The following is a 20,342-nucleotide window of genomic DNA, read 5'->3' on the forward strand; positions in this document are numbered from 1 at the left end:
CCGGTGACTCAGGCGCGCCACTCCGCCGTGCGCTCCGGGGACGCCTCGGCCAGGGCCTTGCGGACGGTGTCCGTGTCCGCCGCGAGGCCGTAGACGGGCGTGCCGGGCTGCTGACGCCAGGACTCGTCGAGGCTGCCCGTGTCCACGGAGTCGAAGCCGATCCCGTCGAGCAGCTCGCGTACGACCGCCTTGGCCGCCTCGTCGTCGCCGGCGACGGGCAGGGCGATGCGCTCGGGGTCGCCCTTGGGGCGCGGCTTGTCGAGGAGTTCGTGGGCGTAGGTGCCGTTGAAGACCTTGACGACGGGGTGGCCGATCTGGAGCTCGGTCCAGCGGCTCTCGGGCAGGCCCTCCTCGATGGCGGCGATGCGGCCGTCGCGCTGCTGCGGGTAGTAGTTGCCGGTGTCGATGACGGTGACGCCTTCCGGCGCGTCGTCGAGGAGGCCGTCGGGCAGGCCGGGGACGGCCTTCATGGGGACGGTCACCACGACGACCTCGGCGCCGCGGGCGGCCTCGGCGACGGTCACCGGCGTGGCACCGGTCTCCTCGGCGAGGTCGCGCAGGGTCTCGGGGCCGCGCGAGTTGGCCACGGACACGTCGTGGCCGGCCGCGGTGAACCGGCGGGTGAGGTTGCCGCCGATGTTGCCGGCGCCGATGATGCCGATCTTCATGTCGAGCCCTTCCGGAGGAGCGTGTGCGGTACGCGCGTGGTCACGTACCTCCGGGCCGGGCGGGCCATGCCGGTCTCGCGCGGGTTCCACACGAACGGGGTCGCACCTGCCTCAGTCCCGGCGCGCCAGTGCGCCCCGCATCACGGCCAGCTCCTCCCTCGCCTCGCGTTCCGCGGCGTCCTCGTCGCCCGACGCGACGGCGTCCACGAGCGCGGCGTGCGCCGCGTCGCCGTGGCCGGCCTCGGCGGCGCGTACGTCGACGAGGTCGAGCAGGTCGATGAGGCCCTGGCGCAGGGCGGGCGCGAACTCGGCGAAGAGATCGGTGAGTACGGGGTTGTGGGCGGCGGCCACGACCGCCGCGTGGAGCGCGATGTCGGCGTCGACGAACGCGGCGCCGCCCGCCTGCGCCGTCGCTCTGCGCGCGTCGAGGGCCGCACGCATCACGGTGACGTCCTCGGGGGTGCGGCGGCGTGCGGCGAGACGCGCGGCCTGGACCTCCAACAGGACGCGGACCTCGTAGACGTCGGCGACGGCGGCGGCGCGCAGCCGCGCGGGCCAGTCCTCGACGGGCCGGTCGGCGGTCACGAAGACGCCCGCCCCCTGCCGGGCGCGGACCAGACCGGCCCCGGCGAGCGCGCGCAGGGCCTCGCGGACCGTGGAGCGGCCGACACCGAGTTCCCTGGCGAGGGTCGTCTCGCCGGGCAGCTTGGTGCCGACCGGCCAGTGCCCCGACGCGATCTGCTCGCGCAGCCGCTCGGCGGCCTGTTCGACCAGAGGGCTGGGACGGAGCGCGCCGAGCGCCATGGGAATCACCTGCTCTTCTTGAACACCGCTGTGGAACACCGCTGCTCGTCCTGAACACCGCGTGAACCCGGAGACTTTATCCCCCTGCCGACCGGACCCCTTATTTTTCCCCGACAACTTGTCTGAGGACCTGAGCTGTGACTAGCCTACTGCTCGTGATCTTCCGCGGTCTGCTTCTTCTCGGCTGCCGCGGCGGGGCCTGACGCGACCGGCACCCCGCCGCGGGATGCCGTGCTGCCGGTCCTCGTCCGACCGAGCCGAAGGACACGTCACCCATGACCACCGCCCACGACTGGAACCCGCAGCAGCCGGGCCCCATGCCGTACCACCGCTACCGCCCGCACCACGACCGCGTCGACGTCCCCGTGCGGGACCGGAGCTGGCCGGGCGCCCGGATCGAGCGGTCGCCCCTGTGGGTCCCCGTCGACCTGCGCGACGGCAACCAGGCGCTCGCCGAACCGATGGACACCGGCCGCAAGCGCCGCTTCTTCGACCTGCTCGTCCGCACGGGGTTCAAGGAGATCGAGGTCGGCTACCCGTCGGCGAGCCGCACCGACTTCGACTTCGTACGCCACCTGGTGACGTCGGGAGCCGTCCCCGACGACGTCACGCCCGTCGTCTTCACGCCCGCACGGCGCGATCTGATCGAGCGCACCTTCGCCTCGATCGAGGGCCTGCCGCGCGCGGTCGTCCATCTGTACATCCCGACCTCCCGCGTCTGGCGCGACGTCGTGCTCGGCCGCGACCGCGCGCAGGTGTGGGAGTCCGTGCGGGACGCCGCCGCGCACATGGCGCGGCTCTCGGACGCCCGGCCCGGCGCGCACATCCGCTTCCAGTTCGCCCCGGAGACCTTCAACGTCACCGAGCCGGACTTCGTCCTGGAGATCTGCGACGGCCTGACCGAGCTGTGGGACGCGAGCCCCGACCGGCCGGTCACACACAACCTCCCGGCGACGGTGGAGATCGCGACGCCGAACGTGTACGCCGACCAGATCGAGTACATGCACAAGAACCTGTCCCGCCGCGACGCGGTGATCCTGTCCGTGCACCCGCACAACGACCGCGGCACGGGCGTCGCCTGCGCCGAACTCGCCGTCCTCGCGGGCGCCCAGCGCGTCGAGGGCTGCCTCTTCGGCAACGGCGAGCGCACCGGCAACGTCGACCTGGTCACGCTGGCCATGAACCTGTACGCGCAGGGCATCGACCCGATGGTCGACTTCTCCGACATCGACGCCGTACGGGAGGTGGTCGAGCAGTGCAACCGGCTGCCCGTGCACCCGCGCCACCCCTACGGCGGCGACCTCGTCTACACGGCCTTCTCCGGGACGCACCAGGACGCGATCAGCAAGGGCCTCGCGCATCACGCAGCGGCGGCAGCGGCGGCCGGGATCCCGGCGCAGCAGGCCCGCTGGGAGGTGCCGTACCTGCCGATCGACCCGGCGGACGTGGGCCGCAGTTACGAGGCCGTGATCCGCGTCAACTCGCAGTCGGGCAAGGGCGGAACGGCGTATCTGCTCGCCACGTACCACGGCGTCGACCTGCCGGCGCGGATGCGGCCCGAGTTCGCGCGGGTGGTCCAGGAGGCCACGGACGACAGCGGGCAGGAGGCGACCCCGAAGGATCTGTACGAGCTGTTCGGCTCGACCTACCTGGAACCGGGGCGCGGCGCCGGCCACGTGTGCCTGACGGCGTGGTCGACGGACAGAGACGGGCAGGCGCACCGGTTCGTGTGCACCCTCCAAGTGGGCGATCGCACGGGCGACTTCGAGGGGCGGGGCGGCGGAACCCTGTCCGCGTTCGTGGACGCGCTCGCGGCGGCCGGGGTCGGCGTCGACATCGTCGACTTCACCGAGGACGCGCACGGCGAGGAGGCCACGGCGTACGCGCAGTGCCGGGTCGACGGCGTGACGGCGTGGGGCGCGGGCCGTGCCCCTTCACCGCTGGCGGCGTCGGTCCAGGCGGTCCTGGCGGCCGTGAACCGGGCGGTGGCGGCGCGATAGAAGCGCGGCGCGAAGCGAGGGGGCGCCCACCGGAGTCCGGTGGGCGCCCCCTCGGGGACGGTCGGGCGGACTAGTCGCAGGTGCCCGCGAACGTGTTCCGGGTCACGACGTCGGTCGTCGCGGCGGTCGTGTCCAGCCAGACGGCGCGCCGACCGTCACCGAGGGACGGGGCCAGCTGGGCGCCGGAGGAGCAGGAGACCCGGCTGAAGGCACCGGTCCCCGCGACCACGTCGGCCGTGCCGGCCGCCATGACCTTGACCTTCTCCGGTCCGCTCCAGGAACCGAGGCCGCTCCAGGCGTCGTACGTGGAGTACGCGAAGTAGTCGTCGGTGACGGAGAACTGGGCGAAGTAGGTGCTCGTCGGGAGGCTCACCTTCGCCGCCTCGGTCAGGTCGTCGACGGGCGCGGACCGGAAGGTGGTGCTGCCGAACAGGCTGCTGTTCTCCCGCCAGAAGATGCGGTCCGCGGCGAGCTGGATGTCACCGACGGAGTTGAAGAGGAAGCCGCCGATCCGCTTGCTCTGGGTGGTGCCGGTGGCGATGTCGTAGAGGCGTACGTAGGTGTGGTCGGCGCCGCCGGCCCAGGCGATCTGCCCGTGCTTCATCGCCAGTCGGCCCGCCTTCGTGCCTGCCTCGGGCGTCACGTTGACCGTGGTGCCGTCGGCCTTGCGCAGGATGACGTCCTGTTCGCCGTCGGCGGTGGTGCGGATGTAGGCGAGCGCGCCGTTCTCGGTGACCGGCTCGGTCTCGTCGGCGTCCGGGGTGTCGACCAGCTTCCTGATCGCCCCCTGGCCCTTGTCACCGGCCTGGTAGATGCCGATGCCGTCGGCGGAGATCCGGGTGAAGACGACGCGCTCGTCGTCGAGGGACGGGTCCATCAGGTAGGCGTCCCGCTGCGCCAGCTCGTGCTGGTGATGCTTGCCGAAGCGGCCGACCGTGATGCCGAAGGCGGCGCCGCCCTCGCCCCAGGCGACGGCGTCGCCATGGCCGATGGCGTAGACATCGCCGCTGATCTGCGCGGCCTGCTCGTCGAGGCCGGAGTAGACCTCGTAGGCGGGCAGGACGTCGGCGCCGATGGTGGTGCCGTCGTGGGTGCCGGCCTTCTGCTCCCAGCCCTGCTCGATGCCGTGGTCGTCGAAGGCCTTCGCGATGACGGCCAGATCGGTCTTGGAGACCTTCAGGGACTTGGCGGCGAGGGTGACCGCGTTGCGCATGTCGGTGAAGCCCGACAGCGGGGTGAGGTAGTTCTGGGCCGCCCGGTAGGTGATCCGGTCGGCGAGGCCGGCACCGAGACTCTTGCGCATGTCCCACAGCGCGCCACCGACGATGGTGGAGTTGGCGTGCACACCGCCGTTGTCGAAGTCGAGCGTCATGGGCTGGTAGTCCCGCTGCGCGTTGCGGCCGTCGTTGAGGTCGCGCAGGGCGCACTCGTCGAGCGGCTTGGTGCCGTTGCAGAGGTATTCGCCGATGAGGCCGGAGGTGGGGTCGCTCATGGGGATGCCCTTGTCGGCGGTCTCCATGGCGTTGCCGAAGTAGTCGGATATCGCCTCGTTGAGGGCGCCCGACTGGTTGAGGTAGACGAGTCCGGCGGAGTGTTCCGTGACGCCGTGCGTCATCTCGTGGCCCACGACGTCGAGGCCCACGGACAGCGGCACGCCGTTCATGTGGCCGTAGACCATCTTGTCGCCGTCCCAGAACGCGTTGGCGTAGTCCTTGCCGTTGGCGGCGACATTGACGACGGAGTAGATGCTGCCGCCCTTGCCGTCGATGCCGTCGCGCCCGATCTCGTCCTTGTAGTACTCGTAGACCTTGGCGGCGTTGAGGTGGGCCTCGACCGCGCCCGACGACGTGTTCGCCCCGTCGAAGCGGTCGGTCGCGGACTTCACCAGCGGGATGTCGTCCGCCACGGGGCCGCCCGCGACGACCGTGTAGTTCTCGCGCTGCGCGTCGTAGGTGCGGATCTGCCCGCCGGTCCGCGCGTACATGGCGCGCTCCGAGTCGACGAGCGTGTACGAGCCGTCCGCCTCCTTGTTGACGTTCAGCTTCGCCTCGCTGCCGTCGACGCGTACGCCCGTCCCCTGCGCGGGCGACGCGTCGGCGGCGTCGACGTTGTTGTACGAGAGCGCGATGCCGCCCACACGCGCGTCGACGTACACCTCCTGGCGCACGGGGCTGCCGTCGGACCGGGCGCCCGTCACGGTGAAGTGCCACGCCAGCTTGCCGCCGGTGGCGTCGGGCAGGACCGTCAGGCCGTGCCCGGCGGTCTTCGCGCCCTCGACGCGGGACAGGTCGCGGTCGAGCGTGAACATCCGCCGCTCCGCGGCCGCCTGCGTCACCGTCGGGGTGGTGGAGACCGTGAGGTGGGTGTAGAGGGTGCCGGTCGCGGAGGTGACGCGCCGGCCGCCGTCGGCCGCCTCGCTCTGCACCGCGTACTCGGCGCCGAACACCGGCACGCCGTTGTGCTGCTGGCGGAAACGGACGGAGGACTGCTTGCCGGACGTGGTGGTCCCGAGCGTCTTCAGGTCGGAGACCGGGACCTTGTACGTGTCCTTGTGGGCCTTGAGATGGGCGCGAGCGGCCTCGGCGGGCGTGCCCACGCGCGCCGCGTCGTCCAGGCCCTGCGTCACCGCGGGCGCGACCGGCACCGGCTCCGCCACCGTGGTGGCCGGGGGCGCGGTGGTGTCGCCGTCCGCCCACGCCGGCGCGGCCAGCAGCGCCGACCCCGTGGCGGCGACGACCACACCGGTCGCCAGCATCCGCCGGATCCTCGTTCGTCTCACAGAGCCCTCCCCATCACACACCTGCATGCGGAACGCGTGCGCCCCGCTCGCTTGACGGGGTCGATGCTTCGGTATGGCGGGTGAAGCGACCAGAGGGTGATGCTGGCGCGAACATGCCGTGGCGTAAATACGCCTCAGGAGCCCTGTGGTGAAGGGGAGTTGGCGTTTCTCTCAGCCAGCCAGCCCGCGCGGCCCGCGTGCACGCCGAGCTGGAAGCGGGTCACGGCGCCGGCCTCGTCCATGAGGGCGCGCAGCCGCCGCTGCACGGTGCGGTGGCCCATGCCGAGCTGCCGGGCGATGGCCGCGTCGGTGAGGCCGATGTGCAGCAGAGCGACGATCTGCCGGTCGGTGGCGTCGAGTTCGTGTCCGCAGCCGGAGCCCTCGGCGCTCTGCGCGCCCAGCCGCCTGCCCTTGGCGAAGTGCTGCTCGAAGAGCGACTGCAGACCGGCGAGCAGGCCGCTGCGGTGCACGACAAGGGCGACGGGTTCGGCCTCGTCACGCTCGGGGTCGAGCGGCAGCAGGGCGACCCTGCGGTCCACGAGGACCATCTTGATCGGCAGCTCTTCGACGACGGCGATCTGCTGGCCGTGCGCGATGACGTCGGCCAGCGGCTGTGCGGTGCCCGGCTGTTCGAGACAGCCGCGCTCCACGACGGCGCGCAGGATGACACCGCGGCCCATCGCCTCGCGCTCGGCCTCTTCGAGGTTGTCCTGGAAGGTGATCACCGGGGGCACCCGCATCGTGGGCACGAAGGAGCACACCTCGTGCTGCGCCTGGTGCTGCATGGCGAGGAGCCTGCGCCGGATCACCGCGGCGCCGGAGAGCACTTCCACGGGCGCGTACGTCTGTGCCGAGCGGTGCCGTTCCGCCAGGTCGCCGACGAGCGACTCGACCCGGTGCAGTGCGGCACGGCGGGATTCGAGGAGCGGCCCGAGGGCGAGGACGGGCGGGGCGGCGCGGTAGCGGACGGTGCCGTCGCGGTGTTCGGCGCTGGCGAGGCCGCGGTCCACGAGGAGGCCGAGGGCGCGGTCGATGCCGTCCGGTCCGGCCCCGGAGCCGGCCAGGGCGGCCGGGTCACTGTCGGGCCGGTCCACCAGGAGCCGGTAGACGGCGTCCTCCTCGGGGCCGAGTCCGAGGAGCGTGAGCAGCGAAGCGTCCGCGAGTCCCGGCGCCTCGGGCTCCGGGACTCGCGGACGCGGCTGGGGTCTCAGCGCTCAGGCCTTGTTCAGGTTCGCCCAGAACTCGTCGAACGAGAGGACCTTGTCCCCGTTGGCGTCCTGCCGGGCGATGAGCGCCTCGGCGACCGACTCGGTGACGTTGAAGTCGCCCATCTGAGCCATCGCGCTCTTGTACTCGGCCGCTGTGATGAAGCCGTCGCCGTCCGCGTCGAACCGCTGGAACGCCTTGCGTGCTTCCTCGATGTCCGCCACCGGGTCCACCCCTTCTTGCTGTAACACTGACGCGGGTCAGATTAACCGGCTGTACGAGCGCGCAGTGCGGCGACCACCCACGCGAACTCCTCGTTGTGCCGGGGCGGCGTCTCCATGCCCCGCACCAGGGACACCAGGTCACGGAACCGTGCCACGTCGTTGTTGGCCGCGGCCTCCATGCGCTCCAGTACGGCGGCCGGGTCGGCGTTGCCGAGCAGGCCCCGCAGCACCTCCTCCGCCTCGGGCGACTCGGGCGCGACGCCGCGCTCGCGCGCCTGCCGGGCGAGCTGCACCAGGCGGCTCATGAACCACAGCGAGCTGCCCGGCGGCACCTCGGGCCCTCGGTCGGCCGCGTTGAACTCGATCATGCGGCGCATGTGCGCCCGGAAGTCCGGGTCCTGCATCAGCTCGGCCAGCTCGACCCACGCGTCGACCTGCTCGGTCGTCGGGTCGTCCGGCAGGTCGGGGACCATGACCCGCATGCGGGTGCGGATGTCCGGGTCGGCGGCGTCCAGGCCGCCGAAGGTCTGCTCCATGAAGTCGTCGATGATGTGTTTGCGCTCGGCGGCGCTCAGCCGTGCCAGCTTGTTCATCAGGGCCATCTCTTCTGTGCTTGAGTTCCTCTTGGCGACGGTCGACAGGACGGCCCGGTTCAGCCGCAGCGAGCGGATCCGCGCGTCGAGCGCCGCCACGTGCGCGGCGGCCACGGACGCGATGTCCGTCTCCCCGTCCACCACCCGTCGTACGTCGTCCAGGCCGAGGCCCAACTCACGTAGGGTGCGGATGAGTTCGAGCCGGGCGAGGGACTGCGCGTCGTACAGGCGGTAGCCGCCCTGGCTGCGTTCGACGGGCGGCAGGGCGCCCGCGTCGGACCAGTAGCGGATGGTGCGCACCGACAGGCCGGTGCGCCGGGACAACTGCCCGATGGTGAGCAGCCGGGGGCCGTCGTCGTTCATGTCGAGGAGTCTGGACCTTCCAGTGGGTGGAGACTCAAGAGCCGAGGGGAAACGTCGTGCCGGGCACTGTGCGGGACATTCTGGATGCCGCGGCGCGAGGGGTCTTCCCTCCGCCGGACGGGGGCACGACGGTGGTGCCGCAGGCGGACCACCGGGACGCGGGGGTGCTGGCCTTCACCGCCCACTCGGTGGTGTTCACGGACGAGGATCCGCAGTGGGTGCACGCGACGCTGCGCGGCCTGGACTGCGACCCGCTGGCGGCGACGATGAATCCGCGGTTCCTCGGGGCGCTCATGGAGCGGACGGGGCGCCGCCATGACACGACGGACCTGCTCACCGTGGCCCCGGCGCTGCCCGGCGAGCCGCCGCTGGCACTGAAGGAGATCGCGGACCCGGACCATCCGCGGGTGGTGCGGGCGCGGGTGCGCCGCGACGACGTGCGGATGTGGGCGGCGGACGGCGGGGTGCTCGTCCTGGGGCGCGGCGTCGCGGGGCGCTGGGAGACGGCGATCGAGGTCGACGAGGAGGCGCGGCACCGGGGCCTCGGCCGGCTCCTCGCGGTGGCCGCCCGGCATCTGGTGCCGGACGGCGGGCCGGTGTGGTCCCAGCAGTCACCCGGGAACGCCCGCAGTGTGCGGGCGTTCCAGGCGGCCGGATACCGTCCCGTCGGCGCGGAGGCGCTGTTCGTCGCACCCTGCCGGCGCTAGCGGAAGATGCCGGTGTGGCCGAGGGAGTAGCGGCCGGGCTGCGGGTACACGGCCAGGCCGTGCGGGCCGTCGCCGACGGGGATGCGGGCGATCTGCTTCCCCGTACGGGTGTCGATGGCGTACACCTCGGAGTTGTAACGGCCGGACAGCCACAGGATCTTGCCGTCGGAGGAGACACCGCCCATGTCGGGGCTGCCGCCGTCGGGCAGCTTCCACTTCTTCGTCAGCTTGTTCTTGGCGAAGTCGAAGATGGAGATGGTGCCCTCGCCGCGGTTGGAGATGTACATCTCGCGGGAGTCGCGGCTGACGTAGAGGCCGTGGGCGCCCTTGCCGGTGGGCAGGAGCTCGGGGGTGGTGAAGTTCTTGCCGTCCAGGACCCACATGCCGTTGGCCACCATGTCGGCGATGTAGAACGTCTTGCCGTCCGGGGAGATCTTGACGTCCTGCGGCATCGCGCCCTTGAAGGGCAGCCGCTCCTGGCCGATGACCTTCATCTTCGCGGTGTCGACCTTGAGGACTTCGCCGCTGAACTCGCAGGAGACGATGAAGTACCGGCCGTCGGCCGAGAAGTCGGCGTGGTTGACGCCGTAGCAGCTGACGGGCACGGTCTTGAGCGTCTTCATGGTGTACGGATCGCGGAAGACCAGCTCACGGTCGAGCGAGGCCATCACGATGGCGTACTTGCCGTCGGGCGTGAAGTAGAGGTTGTACGGGTCGTGCACGTCGACCGTCCGGCCGGCCTTGCCGGTCTTCGGGTCGATGGGCGTGAGCGTGTTGCCCTTGTCGTTGTTGACCCAGAGCGTCTTCATGTCCCAGGACGGCACGACGTGCTGCGGCTGCCTGCCGACGGCGATCGTCTCGATGACCTTGTACGTCTTGGGGTCGATGACGGAGACGGTGTCGGACTCGGTGTTGGGCACATAGATCCGGGACGGGAAGTCCTTGACGACCGGCGACAGGTTGCCGGGGCGGTCGGCTGCGTAGACGTCCTGGGGGTCGAGGACGGGCGGCATGCCCGGCAGGCTCTGCGCGACCGGCTTCGGCTTCGGTTCGGCGGCCTTGACGCCGTGCGTGCCGAGCGCTTCGTCGGCCCGGTGCGCCTTGGGCTCGGCGCCGCAGCCCGCGAGGGCCGCGAGAACGGTGGCGGCGGCGATCAGTGCTGCGGTGGTGCGGGTGCGGCGCGGTGTCATGTCAGCAGCTCCGTGGTGGTCACCGCGGCCAGACCGCGGCGGTCGAGGTCTTCCAGGAGGGCGGGCAGCGCGGCGACCGTGTCCGCATATCCGAAGTGCAGGCTCACGACGGAGCCTTCGCGGATCTCCGAGGTGACTTTGCGGGTCACCTCGGCGGCGCCCGGCGAGGTGAAGTCGAGGGAGTCGACGTCGTACGACAGGACGTGCGGGTAGCCGGCCGCGGCGGCCAGTCTCTCGACGAGCGGGGTCGCCCGCTGGGTGCGCGAGGGCCGGAACCAGGTGCCGATGGAGCCGGTGAGGCGGCGGATCCGGTCGGCGCAGCCGGTGATCTCCGCGCGTGCCTCGGCCTCGGACATCGTGTTGATGTCTCGGTGGTGCAGCGTGTGGTTGCCCAGGTCGTGGCCGCCGTCGAGGATGCGTCGCGCCACCGCGGGGTGCTCGTCGAGCCAGGTGCCGACGGCCAGGACGGTCACCTTGGCGTGGGCCCGCTCGGCCTCCTTGAGGAGCGCGTACGCGACGGCGGGGTCACCCTGGCCGTGGAAGGTGAGGGCGACGCGGGGGCGGTCGCGGGGGCCGTGGTCGATCTGGGCGGGCTGCCCGGGGAAGCGGCGGGGGGCCGGTGCCTGCGGGGCGGCACGGGCGGGGTGGGCCGGGCTCGGCGAGTGCGCGGCGGCCACCGGGTCGGGGGCCGAGTCGGAGCAGCCGGTGGTGAGGGCGGCGGCGGTGAGTCCGGCGCCGAAGCGGAGGGCTCCGCGGCGGTCGGTCGTGGTCACCGCCCCATTTAAGGTCAATAAGAGACAAGTAGAACTTACCGACCCGAGGGTCTTAATGAATACTGGATGGCGTCGTTAATAAATCTTCATTTGCCAGGCTCGTGGCCCATGTCACCGAGGATTCATTTGGCCTCATGGGCCGGGGTCTGCCATAGTCGGAAGCACGACCCCCATTGACCCGGGCTCGGTCGTCGACAGCGGCCGTGGATAACACCCCAAGCATCCACGGCGCTCCACAAAAGCCCCCGCGGCGCCCCACAAGGCGAAAACGGGGGCTTTCGTGTGCCCCCACCGCCCCGACACCCGCACTCAGCGGTCGGCGACCCGCATCTCGAACCAGGTGGTCTTGCCGCGCGGCAGGAGATCCACGCCCCAGCGGTCGGAGAGCTTGTCGACCAGACAGAGTCCGCGCCCGCTGATGTCGAGCTCGTGGACGGGCATCAGACAGGGGAGCCCGCGCGAGGGATCACGCACCTCGACCCTGATCCAGCCGCGCCTGCGGACCATACGTAACCCGAAGATCCTGGCCCCCGTGTGCCGCACCGCGTTGCCGACGAGCTCGGAGACGAGCAGCACGACGTCCTCGGTCATCTTCGGGGAGAGCCCCCAGTGCCTCAGGACGACCACCTGGGCGAGCCTGCGCGCGGTCGCCGCCGACTCGGGCCGCGACGGCAGCGGCACCTCCGCCTCGGCCGGGTTCCCGAACAACTCCAGTGCTTTCAGAGCCCGTTCGTCCTCGACCGCAGGCGACCAGCGCGCCGCGGTCGCACTCCCGTGCCTCCGCGGCTGTTCGAAACCCTCCAGCCCCGCCATGCCCCCATCATGGCTGCCCAGAGCGGGTTCCGGGGCCGTTCCTGCCGAATAAGCCCCCCGGAACCTTCCGTTCCGGGGGGCCGGTTTGGCATATGTCACTGGCAGATAAACCCTTGCCGCATACATGCTGAGCTGCAACGATCGCGCGATTCGGCCCGATCGACAACCTCGGCGGCCCGAACGTCCTTAAGGTTCTCTTAAGGCTGCGATAATCCGCTCCAACGAGGGACAACGGTGGGACACCCCGTCAACTCCAAGTGGATCAGGGGAAGTTGATACAGGTGTCTGCGCGCGGTCCACGAGCCGGCGAACCGGCGAAACTGGCCGCCTAGAGGAACTTGGCCCTGCCCGGGCCCTCTTCGACGAAGCTCCGCATCCCGCGCTCGCGGTCCTCGGTGGCGAACAGGCCCGCGAACCAGTTCCGCTCGACCGCGAGACCGGTGTCGATGTCCGTCTCCAGGCCCACGTCGATGGACTCCTTCGCGGCGCGCAGCGCGAGCGCCGGCCCCTGCGCCAGCTTCGCGGCCCAGGCGTGCGCCTGCTCGTAGACCTCGGCGGCGGGCACGACGCGGTCCACCAGGCCGATGGCGAGGGCCTCTTCGGCCTTCACATGGCGGCCGGTGAAGATGAGGTCCTTCGCCTTGGAGGGGCCGACCAGGCGCGCGAGGCGCTGCGTGCCGCCCGCGCCGGGGATCAGGGCGAGGAGGATCTCGGGCTGGCCGAGCTTCGCGTTGTCCGCGGCGATGCGGAAGTCGGCGCACAGGGCGAGTTCGCAGCCGCCGCCGAGCGCGTAGCCGGTGACCGCGGCGACGACCGGCTTGGGGATGCGCGCGACGGCCGTGAACGAGTCCTGCAGGGCGCGGGAGCGCACGATCATGGCCGCGTGGTCCATGGCCTGCATCTCTTTGATGTCCGCACCCGCGGCGAACGCCTTGTCGCTGCCGCGGACGACCACGGCGCGCACGTCGTCGCGGCGCGAGGCCTCCTCGGCCAGCTCCTTGATGCGGTCCTGGGTGGCGATGTCCAGAGCGTTCATCGGCGGCCGGTCGAGCCGGATCGTGCCGACGCCTTCGGCGACTTCGAGGTAGGCAGTCATGGACAGCAGGTTAGTGCGCGTTAACGCGAGAGGCCCGGTGCACTTGGTCACAGTGCACCGGGCCTCTTCGCGTGGAGACGGAAGCGGTCAGGGACGGAAGGGCGTCAGGCCTTCCACTTCTCCCAGGACATGTTCCAGCCGTTCAGGCCGTTGTCCGGGGCCACCGTCCGGTCCTGCGAGTGCTTCACCTCGACCACGTCACCGATCATCGAGCTGTTGAAGAACCAGGCCGCCGGCACCTTGCTGTCGTAGCCGCCGCGCACGTCGCGCAGGCCCACGCATCCGTGGCTGGCGTTGTAGTTGCCGAATGCGCCGCCGCCCCAGTAGTTGCCGTGGATGAACGTCCCGGACGTCGTCAGGCGCATGGCGTGCGGCACGTCCTTGATGTCGTACTCGCCGCCGTAGCCCACCGTTTCGCCGTTCATACGGGTCACCGTGAGCTTCTCGCTGATGACCATCCGGCCGTTCCACGTGGAGTAGCCCGGCTTGCCCGTGGTGATCGGGACCTTCTTGATCGTCTTGCCGTCGCGCTTCACGGTCATCATGTGCGTCTTGGCGTCGACCGTGGAGACCTGGCTGCGGCCGATCGTGAACTTCACGGTCTTGGCCTGCTTGCCGTAGACGCCCGGCCGGCCCTCGACGCCGTCGAGGTTGAGCTTGACGGTCACCTCGGTGCCGGCGGCCCAGTACTTCTCGGGGCGGAAGTCGAGGCGGTCGTTGCCGAACCAGTGGCCCTCGACGGGCACGGACGGCTCCGTCTTGATCTCGATGGCCTTCTCCACGTCCTCCGGGTGCGTGATGCCCCGCGTGAAGTGGACCGAGAACGGCATGCCGACGCCGACCTTCGAACCGTCCTCCGGCGTGAACTGACCGATGAACGTGTTCTTCGGGACCAGCGTCGTGAACGCCACGTCCTTCGCGGACGCGCGGCCCTCGGAGTCCTTGGCGACCGCGTGGACCTTGTACTTGGTGGAGGCGGCCAGGTGATGCGCGGGGGTCCAGCCGGCGCCCCCGTCCACGATCTTGCCCTCGACCGGGTTGCCCTTGGTGTCGGCGACCTTCACCTCGGTCAACTTGCCCTTGTCGGCGGTGATCCGGAGGTCTCCGCTGGTGGCCACGCCGTCCGCGCCGTCCTTCGGGGCGATGGTGACGACGGCCTGGGACGGCTTGTTGGTGTCCGCCTTGCCCGAGTCGCCGCCCTTGCCGTCATTCCCCGCACCGGAGCCGCCGCCCCCTCCGCCGCAGGCCGTGGCCAGCAGCAGAGCGGCCCCCAGCAGAGCCCCCGATATCGGTCGTCGCCCGTTCACGATCTTGTCTCCCCTCGTGCAAGGCCGGTCAGGCCCCCACCCCAGCGCGTCCTAGCACGCACTGCGACAGATAACCACACGACCTGCAGTTATGGATCCCCAGCTATGTCACCGTTCAGTCCCAACTGGCCCGGCTTTGACGGAGCGTGAGGCGGGGCGTGGGGTGAGGTGTGGGGCAGGGCGTGGGGCGGGGCAAGGGCCTGGCCGGCCGGCCGCGCTCGGGGCTCAGTGCGTGGCCGTGCCCGCCTTCCAGTCCTTCCAGTTCATGTTCCATCCACTGAGGCCGTTGTCGGGTGCGACCACCTTGTCCTTGCTGTTGACCACTTCGATGACGTCGCCGACAAGGGTGCGGTCGAAGAAGTGACCCGCGGGCGAGTCCGGGCTGCCGCCCCTGTCATCGGCCAGCCCGATACAGCCGTGGCTGATGTTGCGATCGCCGAAGGCGTCCGATGTCCAGTAGTTGCCGTGCAGGAACGTTCCGGATGTCGTCAGCCGGATGGCGTGCGGCACGTCGGGGACGTTGTACTCGCCCCCGAACCCGACGGTGCGGCTGTCCATCCGGGTCATCTCGAGCATCTCGCTGACGACCATCTTCCCGTTGTACGTGGGAGTCTTGTCCGCCCCGGCGGTGATGGGGATGGTGTCCACGAGTTCGCCGTCGCGGCGCACCTCCATGGTGTCGTCGTCCGCGTCCACCAGGCTGGTCTGGCTGCGACCGATGGTGAAGGCGAGCTTCTTGTGCTGCACGCCGTACACACCGGGTGACGACTCCACGTCACGCAGCCCGAGGTCGACGGTGACCTCCGTGCCCGGCTTCCAGTACTCGCGCGGCCGGAAGTCGAGGCGGGACTTGCCGAACCAGTGCGGGGCGATGTCCACGGCGGGCTTCGCCGTGATGTGGATGGCGCGTTGGACGGCGGCACGGTTCTCGATGTCCCTGTTGAACTCGAGGGAGACGATCATGCCGGTACCGACGGTCGACCGGTCCTCCGGCGTGACGTAACCGACGAACCGCTTGGCGGGGACGGACGTGGCGAAGGTGGTGTGGCGGGCGGCGCGGTGACCGTCCTCGTCGAGCGCGACCACGTCCACGGTGTACTTGGCGGCGCGCGCGAGCCGCCGTTCGCCGGTCGGCCGCCATCGCGTGCCGTTCTCGTCGATCCGGCCCTGGACCGGAACCTCCTCTGCGTCCTGGAACTTCATGACCTTGACCGACTCCAGGTGCCCGTCCGGCACCGTCACCTCGATCTGCCGGTCGGCCTGTACGTTCTTGGTCCCGTCTGCCGGGACGACCTTGATCGCGTCTTCGGGGGAGCGCGACTTGCCGAGCAGATCTTCCGCGGCGGTGCATCCGGTGACTCCGGTCAGCACCACCGCCCAGGTCAGCACGGCGGCCAGCGTGGCCCCTGCGTTTCTCACAGCTGTTCTCACGCGGGGCCCAACGACCGTCACCCCGCCGGGGAAACGTGAGTGCGACCCAAGCTCTGGGCAGAACACTGGAGAGGACGACGCGACGGGGAGCCGCGGCCGGGACGCCGCACGCCCTTCCCCTGCCGGTGGCGCCGCCCCGACCGAGCCGCGGGAGGCATGACAGGTGGCGAGCGCACCCGAGCAGGAGGCACCACAGGATGCCCTGGTGGAACGGCCCGCGGGGCTTCCGCAGGCGCGCTCCGCACCCGGAAGGAACGGCCGCCGCACGAGAGAGCGGCCGCCGCCCGTCGAGCCGGTCTGGCCGGGCGCCCCGACCCCGCTGGGCGCACGCTTCCGGGTCGGGCCCGACGGCACGGCGGGCACCAACTTCGCACTCTGGGCGGGCGGCGCGGAGTCGGTCGACCTCTGTCTCTTCGACGAGGCGGGCCGCGAGCGGCGCGCCCCGCTGACCGAGCTGACGCACGAGATCTGGCACGGCTTCGTACCGGACGTGCTGCCGGGACAGCGGTACGGGTTCCGGGTGCACGGCCGCTGGGACCCGTGGACCGGCGCCCGCTGGAACCCGGCGAAGCTGCTCCTCGACCCGTACGCGCGCGCCGTGGGCGGCGACTTCGGGCTGCCGCCTGAGGTCTACGGCCATGTGCGCGACTGGCCCGAGCAGCATGTGGCCGACACCGTGCGCGACGACCGGGACTCGGCGCCGTACGTCCCCAAGGGGGTGGTCGTCCACGACGACGCGCCCGACGACGAGTGGGCGGACGACCGCCGTCCGAAGACGCCGTGGGCGGACTCGGTGATCTACGAGCTGCATGTGAAGGGGTTCACCGCGCTGCATCCGGGGATCCCTCAGGAGCTGCGGGGGACGTACGCGGGGCTGGCGCATCCCGCGGCGGTGGAGCACCTGGTGAAGCTGGGGGTGACGGCGGTCGAGCTGCTGCCCGTGCACCAGTTCGCCCACGAGGACCACCTGCTGCGACGGGGACTGCGCAACTACTGGGGCTACAACTCGATCGGCTACTTCGCCCCGCACGCGGCGTACGCGGCGTCCGGGACGGGCGGGCAGCAGGTCGGCGAGTTCAAGCGGATGGTGCGGGCGCTGCACGAGGCGGGTATCGAGGTCATCCTCGACGTGGTCTACAACCACACGGCGGAGGCCGGCGAGCTGGGCCCGACGCTGTCCCTGAAGGGCATCGACAACCGCGGCTACTACCGCCTCCAGGGCGACGCGCGCCGGTACGCGGACTACACGGGCTGCGGCAACACCCTGCACGTCGTGCAGCCGCACGTGCTGCGCCTGCTCACCGACTCCCTGCGCTACTGGGTGACGGAGATGGGTGTGGACGGCTTCCGCTTCGACCTGGCGGCGGCGCTCGCCCGCTCGATGCACGACGTGGACATGCTGTCGCCGTTCCTCGCGGTGATCGCGCAGGACCCGGTCCTGCGCCGGGTGAAGCTGATCGCGGAGCCGTGGGACGTGGGCTCGGGCGGCTACCAGGTCGGTGCCTTCCCGCCCCTGTGGACGGAGTGGAACGACCGCTACCGCAATGCTGTACGGGACTTCTGGCGCGGCGCCCTGCCCGATGTGCGTGACCTGGGCTACCGGCTGTCCGGGTCGAGCGACCTGTACGCGTGGGGCGGGCGGCGCCCGTACGCGTCGGTCAACTTCGTCACCGCCCACGACGGGTTCACGCTGCGCGACCTGGTCTCGTACGGCCGCAAGCACAACGAGGCCAACGGCGAGGGCAACCGCGACGGCACCGACGACAACCGTGCCTGGAACTGCGGCGCGGAGGGTGAGACCTCGGACGAGGACGTACTCGCCCTGCGCAGGCGGCAGTTGAGGAATCTGCTGACGACGCTGCTGCTGTCCACCGGGGTGCCGATGCTCGTCGCCGGTGATGAGCTGGGGCGCACGCAGCGCGGCAACAACAACGCGTACTGCCAGGACAACGAGATCAGCTGGGTGGACTGGTCGCTCCTGGAGGAGCCGGGCTGGCGGGCCCTGTTCGACCTCACCTCGCGGCTCATCGCGCTGCGGCACGCGCATCCGGTGCTGCGGCGGCGCGCGTTCTTCTCCGGGCGCGCGCACTCGGCGGACGGGCTGCGGGACCTCGCGTGGTTCACGGCCCGCGGCACGGAGATGACGGAGCGGGACTGGTACGCGCCGGCGGCGACGCTCGGGATGTACCTCTCCGGGCGCGACATCCCGGGCCGCGACGCGGTGGGCGCACCCGTGACGGACGACAGTTTCCTCGCGGTCCTGCACGCCGGGGACGGTCCGGAGAGCTATGTCCTGCCCGGCGGGCGGTGGGCACGTACGTACGAGGTCGTGGTGGACACGTCGCTGGAGCGGCAGGAGGACGCGCCGGCGGTGACGCACGCGGCGGGGTCGGTCGTCACCGTGCCGGGGCGGACGGCGCTGCTGCTGCGGGTCCTCCCCCCGGACAGTGGGGAGGGCTGACCCTCTAGCCGAGAATCTTCCGGTCGTACGCCACGGCGACCGCCGCCGCGCGGTCCTTCACGCCCAACTTGCCGTAGACGTGGGTGAGGTGGGTCTTCACGGTCGCCTCGCTGATGAACAGGACGCGGGCGATCTCCTTGTTCGACGTGCCCTTGGCGACCAGGGCGAGTACCTCGCGCTCGCGGGCCGAGAGGGGCTCGCCGGCGGGGGCGGCCGGCGTGCGCACCGCGGTGACCAGGCGGGAGGCGACCGCCGGGGAGAGCACGGTGCGGCCGTCGGCTGCGGCGCGTACGGCCGTGAACAGCTCCTCGCGCGGGGCGTCCTTGAGGAGGTAGCCGGTGGCGCCCGCCTCGATCGCCGGCAGCGTGTCCGAGTCCGTGTCGTACGTGGTGAGGACGAGGACGCGGGAGCGAGCACCCCGGCGGGTGAGTTCCCTGATGGCGTCCACTCCGTTCCCGCCGGGCATGCGCAGGTCCATGAGGACGACGTCCGGGTCGAGGCGGGCGGCGAGTTCGACGGCCTCGACGCCGTTCGACGCCTCGCCGAGGACCGCGAAGTCCCCGGCCGACTCGAACATGCCGCGCAGGCCGTCCCGTACGACGGGGTGGTCGTCGACGATCAGCAGGGAGATGACGGAGTCACTGGTCATGGCGCACCAACGGTACGCGAGCCGAGACGGCCGTGCCGCCGCCCGGCTCGGACTCCACCGTCAGTGCGCCCGCGATGCGTTCGGCGCGGGCCCGCATCCCGTCGAGGCCGAAACCGCCGGCGCCGGTGCGGGCGGGCAGCTCCAGGGGGTCGAAGCCGCGGCCGTCGTCGCGCACGTCGAGGGTGACCTCGCCCGCCATGTAGGAGAGCGTCACGCCGAGCCGCCCGGCGTGGGCGTGCCGGGCCGCGTTCGACAGGGCCTCCTCGGCGATGCGCAGGAGGGTCGCCTCGATCTCGTCGTGCAGCTGCTCCGTGGTGCCGGTGACGGTGAACTCGGCGCGTACGCCGGTGCGCCGGGACCACTCGGCGACGGTCTTCTTCAGCGCCTCGGACAGGGAGTCGTTCTCCAGGGCCGCCGGGGAGAGGTTGTGCACGGAGCGGCGGGCCTCGCCGAGGCTGTGCCGGGCGAGGTCGGCGGCCCGGTCGAGGTGCTGGCGGGCCTGTTCCGGGTCGGCGGTGCCCGCGACGACCTGGAGCTGGGCGATGATCCCGGTCAGGCCCTGCGCGATGGTGTCGTGGATCTCGGCGGCGAGGCGGCGGCGCTCGTCGGCGACACCCGCTTCTCTGGCCTGGACGAGGAGCTGGGCGTGCAGCTGGGCGTTCTCGTCCATGGCGTCCTGGAGCGCCTTGTTGGTGCGCTCCAGTTCGGCGATGGTCTCGTCCTGGAGGCGGTTGCGCTCCTCCTCCTTGACGTTGATGTGCATCATCAGGGAGACCAGAGACACGTTCACGGCGAGCAGCGCCCCGAAGACGGCCCAGGTGACCGAGCCCTTCAGCGGGAACCCGCCGGCCTCGGAACCCGCCATGACGACGGCCGTCGCGAACAGTCCCGTACGCACGAAGCGGCGGGGCAGCAGCCGGTCGGCGCTGAAGTAGCCGATGACGGCGTAGAACACGAAGAACGGGTTGAGCCACGTCAGGGCGAAGGCGATGGTCCAGCGCACCGTGTAGTAGCCGGCGCCCGTCGCGGAGGATCCTGGACGGCGTAGCGCCCGCCTGCCCCACGTGCTCTCCAGGAGCAGGGCCGCCGCGACGAGGCCGCCGGCGAGATACCACTGGACCCGGTCGCGGCCCATGCCGGCGATGTCCGAGGTGGCCAGGACCAGGGGGATGCTGAAGACCAGCAGGGCGCAGGGGCCGTAGCGGTGGAAAGCCTCCCACCGCTGCCGGATGGTGCCGTCCACGACACCCGCGCGCTCCCTGTCCATGGCTCCAGTCT

The 20,342-nt window shown here is 71.1% G+C and carries 17 protein-coding genes; 3 read left to right on the top strand and 14 right to left on the bottom strand.

Translation table 11 applies throughout. The features are described from left to right. Window positions 1-8: 8 nt before the first annotated feature. Window positions 9-668 carry an NADPH-dependent F420 reductase gene (locus ACZ67T_RS21080; protein ID WP_469985884.1) on the bottom strand — a complete coding sequence of 220 codons (660 nt, stop codon included), beginning with the start codon at window positions 666-668 and terminating at the stop codon, window positions 9-11. 111 nt (window positions 669-779) lie between these two features. Continuing rightward, window positions 780-1,472, bottom strand: a complete 693-nt coding sequence (locus ACZ67T_RS21085) for a FadR/GntR family transcriptional regulator (protein WP_469985955.1) — start codon at window positions 1,470-1,472, stop codon at window positions 780-782. Window positions 1,473-1,747: 275 nt separating this feature from the next. Here ACZ67T_RS21085 and ACZ67T_RS21090 point away from each other — a divergent pair, with 275 nt between their 5' ends. Further along, the gene (locus ACZ67T_RS21090; protein ID WP_469985887.1) at window positions 1,748-3,472 is read left to right on the top strand and encodes a 2-isopropylmalate synthase; all 1,725 of its coding nucleotides are present in this window, start codon (window positions 1,748-1,750) and stop codon (window positions 3,470-3,472) included. Between the two features lie 70 nt (window positions 3,473-3,542). Here ACZ67T_RS21090 and ACZ67T_RS21095 read toward each other — a convergent pair whose 3' ends face one another. The 4 genes from ACZ67T_RS21095 to ACZ67T_RS21110 all read right to left on the bottom strand — a co-directional run bounded on the left by ACZ67T_RS21095 (window position 3,543) and on the right by ACZ67T_RS21110 (window position 8,637). Continuing rightward, window positions 3,543-6,227, bottom strand: coding sequence for a M4 family metallopeptidase (locus tag ACZ67T_RS21095; RefSeq protein ID WP_469985889.1), 2,685 nt, complete (start codon window positions 6,225-6,227; stop codon window positions 3,543-3,545). A gap of 158 nt (window positions 6,228-6,385) precedes the next feature. Continuing rightward, window positions 6,386-7,345, bottom strand: a complete 960-nt coding sequence (locus ACZ67T_RS21100; RefSeq protein WP_469985890.1) for a helix-turn-helix transcriptional regulator — start codon at window positions 7,343-7,345, stop codon at window positions 6,386-6,388. A gap of 120 nt (window positions 7,346-7,465) precedes the next feature. After that, window positions 7,466-7,681, bottom strand: a complete 216-nt coding sequence (locus tag ACZ67T_RS21105) for an EF-hand domain-containing protein (RefSeq protein ID WP_127831077.1) — start codon at window positions 7,679-7,681, stop codon at window positions 7,466-7,468. A gap of 41 nt (window positions 7,682-7,722) precedes the next feature. Continuing rightward, on the bottom strand, window positions 7,723-8,637 hold the full coding sequence (locus ACZ67T_RS21110; RefSeq protein ID WP_469985892.1) for a helix-turn-helix domain-containing protein: 915 nt from the start codon (window positions 8,635-8,637) through the stop codon (window positions 7,723-7,725). A gap of 56 nt (window positions 8,638-8,693) precedes the next feature. On the opposite strand from ACZ67T_RS21110, the gene ACZ67T_RS21115 reads away from it, so the two are divergent. Further along, window positions 8,694-9,344 (top strand): GNAT family N-acetyltransferase, encoded by a 651-nt coding sequence (locus tag ACZ67T_RS21115; protein WP_469985894.1) that lies wholly within the window; start codon window positions 8,694-8,696, stop codon window positions 9,342-9,344. On the opposite strand, the gene ACZ67T_RS21120 is transcribed toward ACZ67T_RS21115, so the two are convergent. The 6 genes from ACZ67T_RS21120 to ACZ67T_RS21145 all read right to left on the bottom strand — a co-directional run bounded on the left by ACZ67T_RS21120 (window position 9,341) and on the right by ACZ67T_RS21145 (window position 15,942). Then, complete coding sequence (locus ACZ67T_RS21120; protein ID WP_469985896.1) at window positions 9,341-10,534, bottom strand: YVTN family beta-propeller repeat protein; 1,194 nt, start codon at window positions 10,532-10,534, stop codon at window positions 9,341-9,343. The genes ACZ67T_RS21115 and ACZ67T_RS21120 overlap by 4 nt on opposite strands. Beyond that, entirely contained in the window at window positions 10,531-11,307 is a 777-nt protein-coding gene (locus tag ACZ67T_RS21125; protein WP_469985897.1) for a polysaccharide deacetylase family protein, read from the bottom strand. The genes ACZ67T_RS21120 and ACZ67T_RS21125 overlap by 4 nt, the downstream gene beginning before the upstream one ends. Window positions 11,308-11,616: 309 nt before the next feature. Next, a complete protein-coding gene (locus ACZ67T_RS21130) occupies window positions 11,617-12,246 on the bottom strand; it encodes an ATP-binding protein (protein ID WP_469985899.1) in 630 nt (209 codons plus the stop codon). 202 nt (window positions 12,247-12,448) lie between these two features. After that, entirely contained in the window at window positions 12,449-13,216 is a 768-nt protein-coding gene (locus tag ACZ67T_RS21135; protein ID WP_469985901.1) for an enoyl-CoA hydratase/isomerase family protein, read from the bottom strand. A gap of 104 nt (window positions 13,217-13,320) precedes the next feature. Further along, on the bottom strand, window positions 13,321-14,523 hold the full coding sequence (locus ACZ67T_RS21140) for a L,D-transpeptidase (RefSeq protein WP_469985902.1): 1,203 nt from the start codon (window positions 14,521-14,523) through the stop codon (window positions 13,321-13,323). Window positions 14,524-14,748: 225 nt separating this feature from the next. Further along, complete coding sequence (locus ACZ67T_RS21145) at window positions 14,749-15,942, bottom strand: L,D-transpeptidase (RefSeq protein ID WP_469985903.1); 1,194 nt, start codon at window positions 15,940-15,942, stop codon at window positions 14,749-14,751. A gap of 175 nt (window positions 15,943-16,117) precedes the next feature. On the opposite strand from ACZ67T_RS21145, the gene glgX reads away from it, so the two are divergent. Further along, the gene (gene glgX / locus ACZ67T_RS21150; protein WP_469985905.1) at window positions 16,118-18,415 is read left to right on the top strand and encodes a glycogen debranching protein GlgX; all 2,298 of its coding nucleotides are present in this window, start codon (window positions 16,118-16,120) and stop codon (window positions 18,413-18,415) included. A 4-nt stretch (window positions 18,416-18,419) separates the two neighbouring features. Here glgX and ACZ67T_RS21155 read toward each other — a convergent pair whose 3' ends face one another. Both ACZ67T_RS21155 and ACZ67T_RS21160 read right to left on the bottom strand, forming a co-directional pair. Further along, window positions 18,420-19,064: a response regulator gene (locus tag ACZ67T_RS21155; protein WP_469985906.1), complete on the bottom strand. Its 645-nt coding sequence runs from the start codon at window positions 19,062-19,064 to the stop codon at window positions 18,420-18,422. Then, entirely contained in the window at window positions 19,054-20,331 is a 1,278-nt protein-coding gene (locus tag ACZ67T_RS21160) for a histidine kinase (protein ID WP_469985908.1), read from the bottom strand. Before ACZ67T_RS21160 ends, ACZ67T_RS21155 begins: the two co-directional genes overlap by 11 nt. Between the last annotated feature and the right edge of the window lie 11 nt (window positions 20,332-20,342).

The sequence above is a fragment of the Streptomyces sp. NPDC107517 genome (assembly GCF_055582645.1).

What these genes read in the sequence shown, in the direction of transcription:
- ACZ67T_RS21090 (WP_469985887.1), top strand. Translation starts at nt 1,748, where the DNA reads ATGACCACCGCCCACGACTGGAACCCGCAGCAGCCGGGCCCCATGCCG.
- ACZ67T_RS21095 (WP_469985889.1), bottom strand. Translation starts at nt 6,227, where the DNA reads ATGCTGGCGACCGGTGTGGTCGTCGCCGCCACGGGGTCGGCGCTGCTG.
- ACZ67T_RS21110 (WP_469985892.1), bottom strand. Translation starts at nt 8,637, where the DNA reads ATGAACGACGACGGCCCCCGGCTGCTCACCATCGGGCAGTTGTCCCGG.
- ACZ67T_RS21155 (WP_469985906.1), bottom strand. Translation starts at nt 19,064, where the DNA reads ATGACCAGTGACTCCGTCATCTCCCTGCTGATCGTCGACGACCACCCC.
- ACZ67T_RS21080 (WP_469985884.1), bottom strand. Translation starts at nt 668, where the DNA reads ATGAAGATCGGCATCATCGGCGCCGGCAACATCGGCGGCAACCTCACC.
- ACZ67T_RS21160 (WP_469985908.1), bottom strand. Translation starts at nt 20,331, where the DNA reads ATGGACAGGGAGCGCGCGGGTGTCGTGGACGGCACCATCCGGCAGCGG.
- ACZ67T_RS21135 (WP_469985901.1), bottom strand. Translation starts at nt 13,216, where the DNA reads ATGACTGCCTACCTCGAAGTCGCCGAAGGCGTCGGCACGATCCGGCTC.
- ACZ67T_RS21120 (WP_469985896.1), bottom strand. Translation starts at nt 10,534, where the DNA reads ATGACACCGCGCCGCACCCGCACCACCGCAGCACTGATCGCCGCCGCC.
- ACZ67T_RS21085 (WP_469985955.1), bottom strand. Translation starts at nt 1,472, where the DNA reads ATGGCGCTCGGCGCGCTCCGTCCCAGCCCTCTGGTCGAACAGGCCGCC.
- ACZ67T_RS21130 (WP_469985899.1), bottom strand. Translation starts at nt 12,246, where the DNA reads ATGTATGCGGCAAGGGTTTATCTGCCAGTGACATATGCCAAACCGGCC.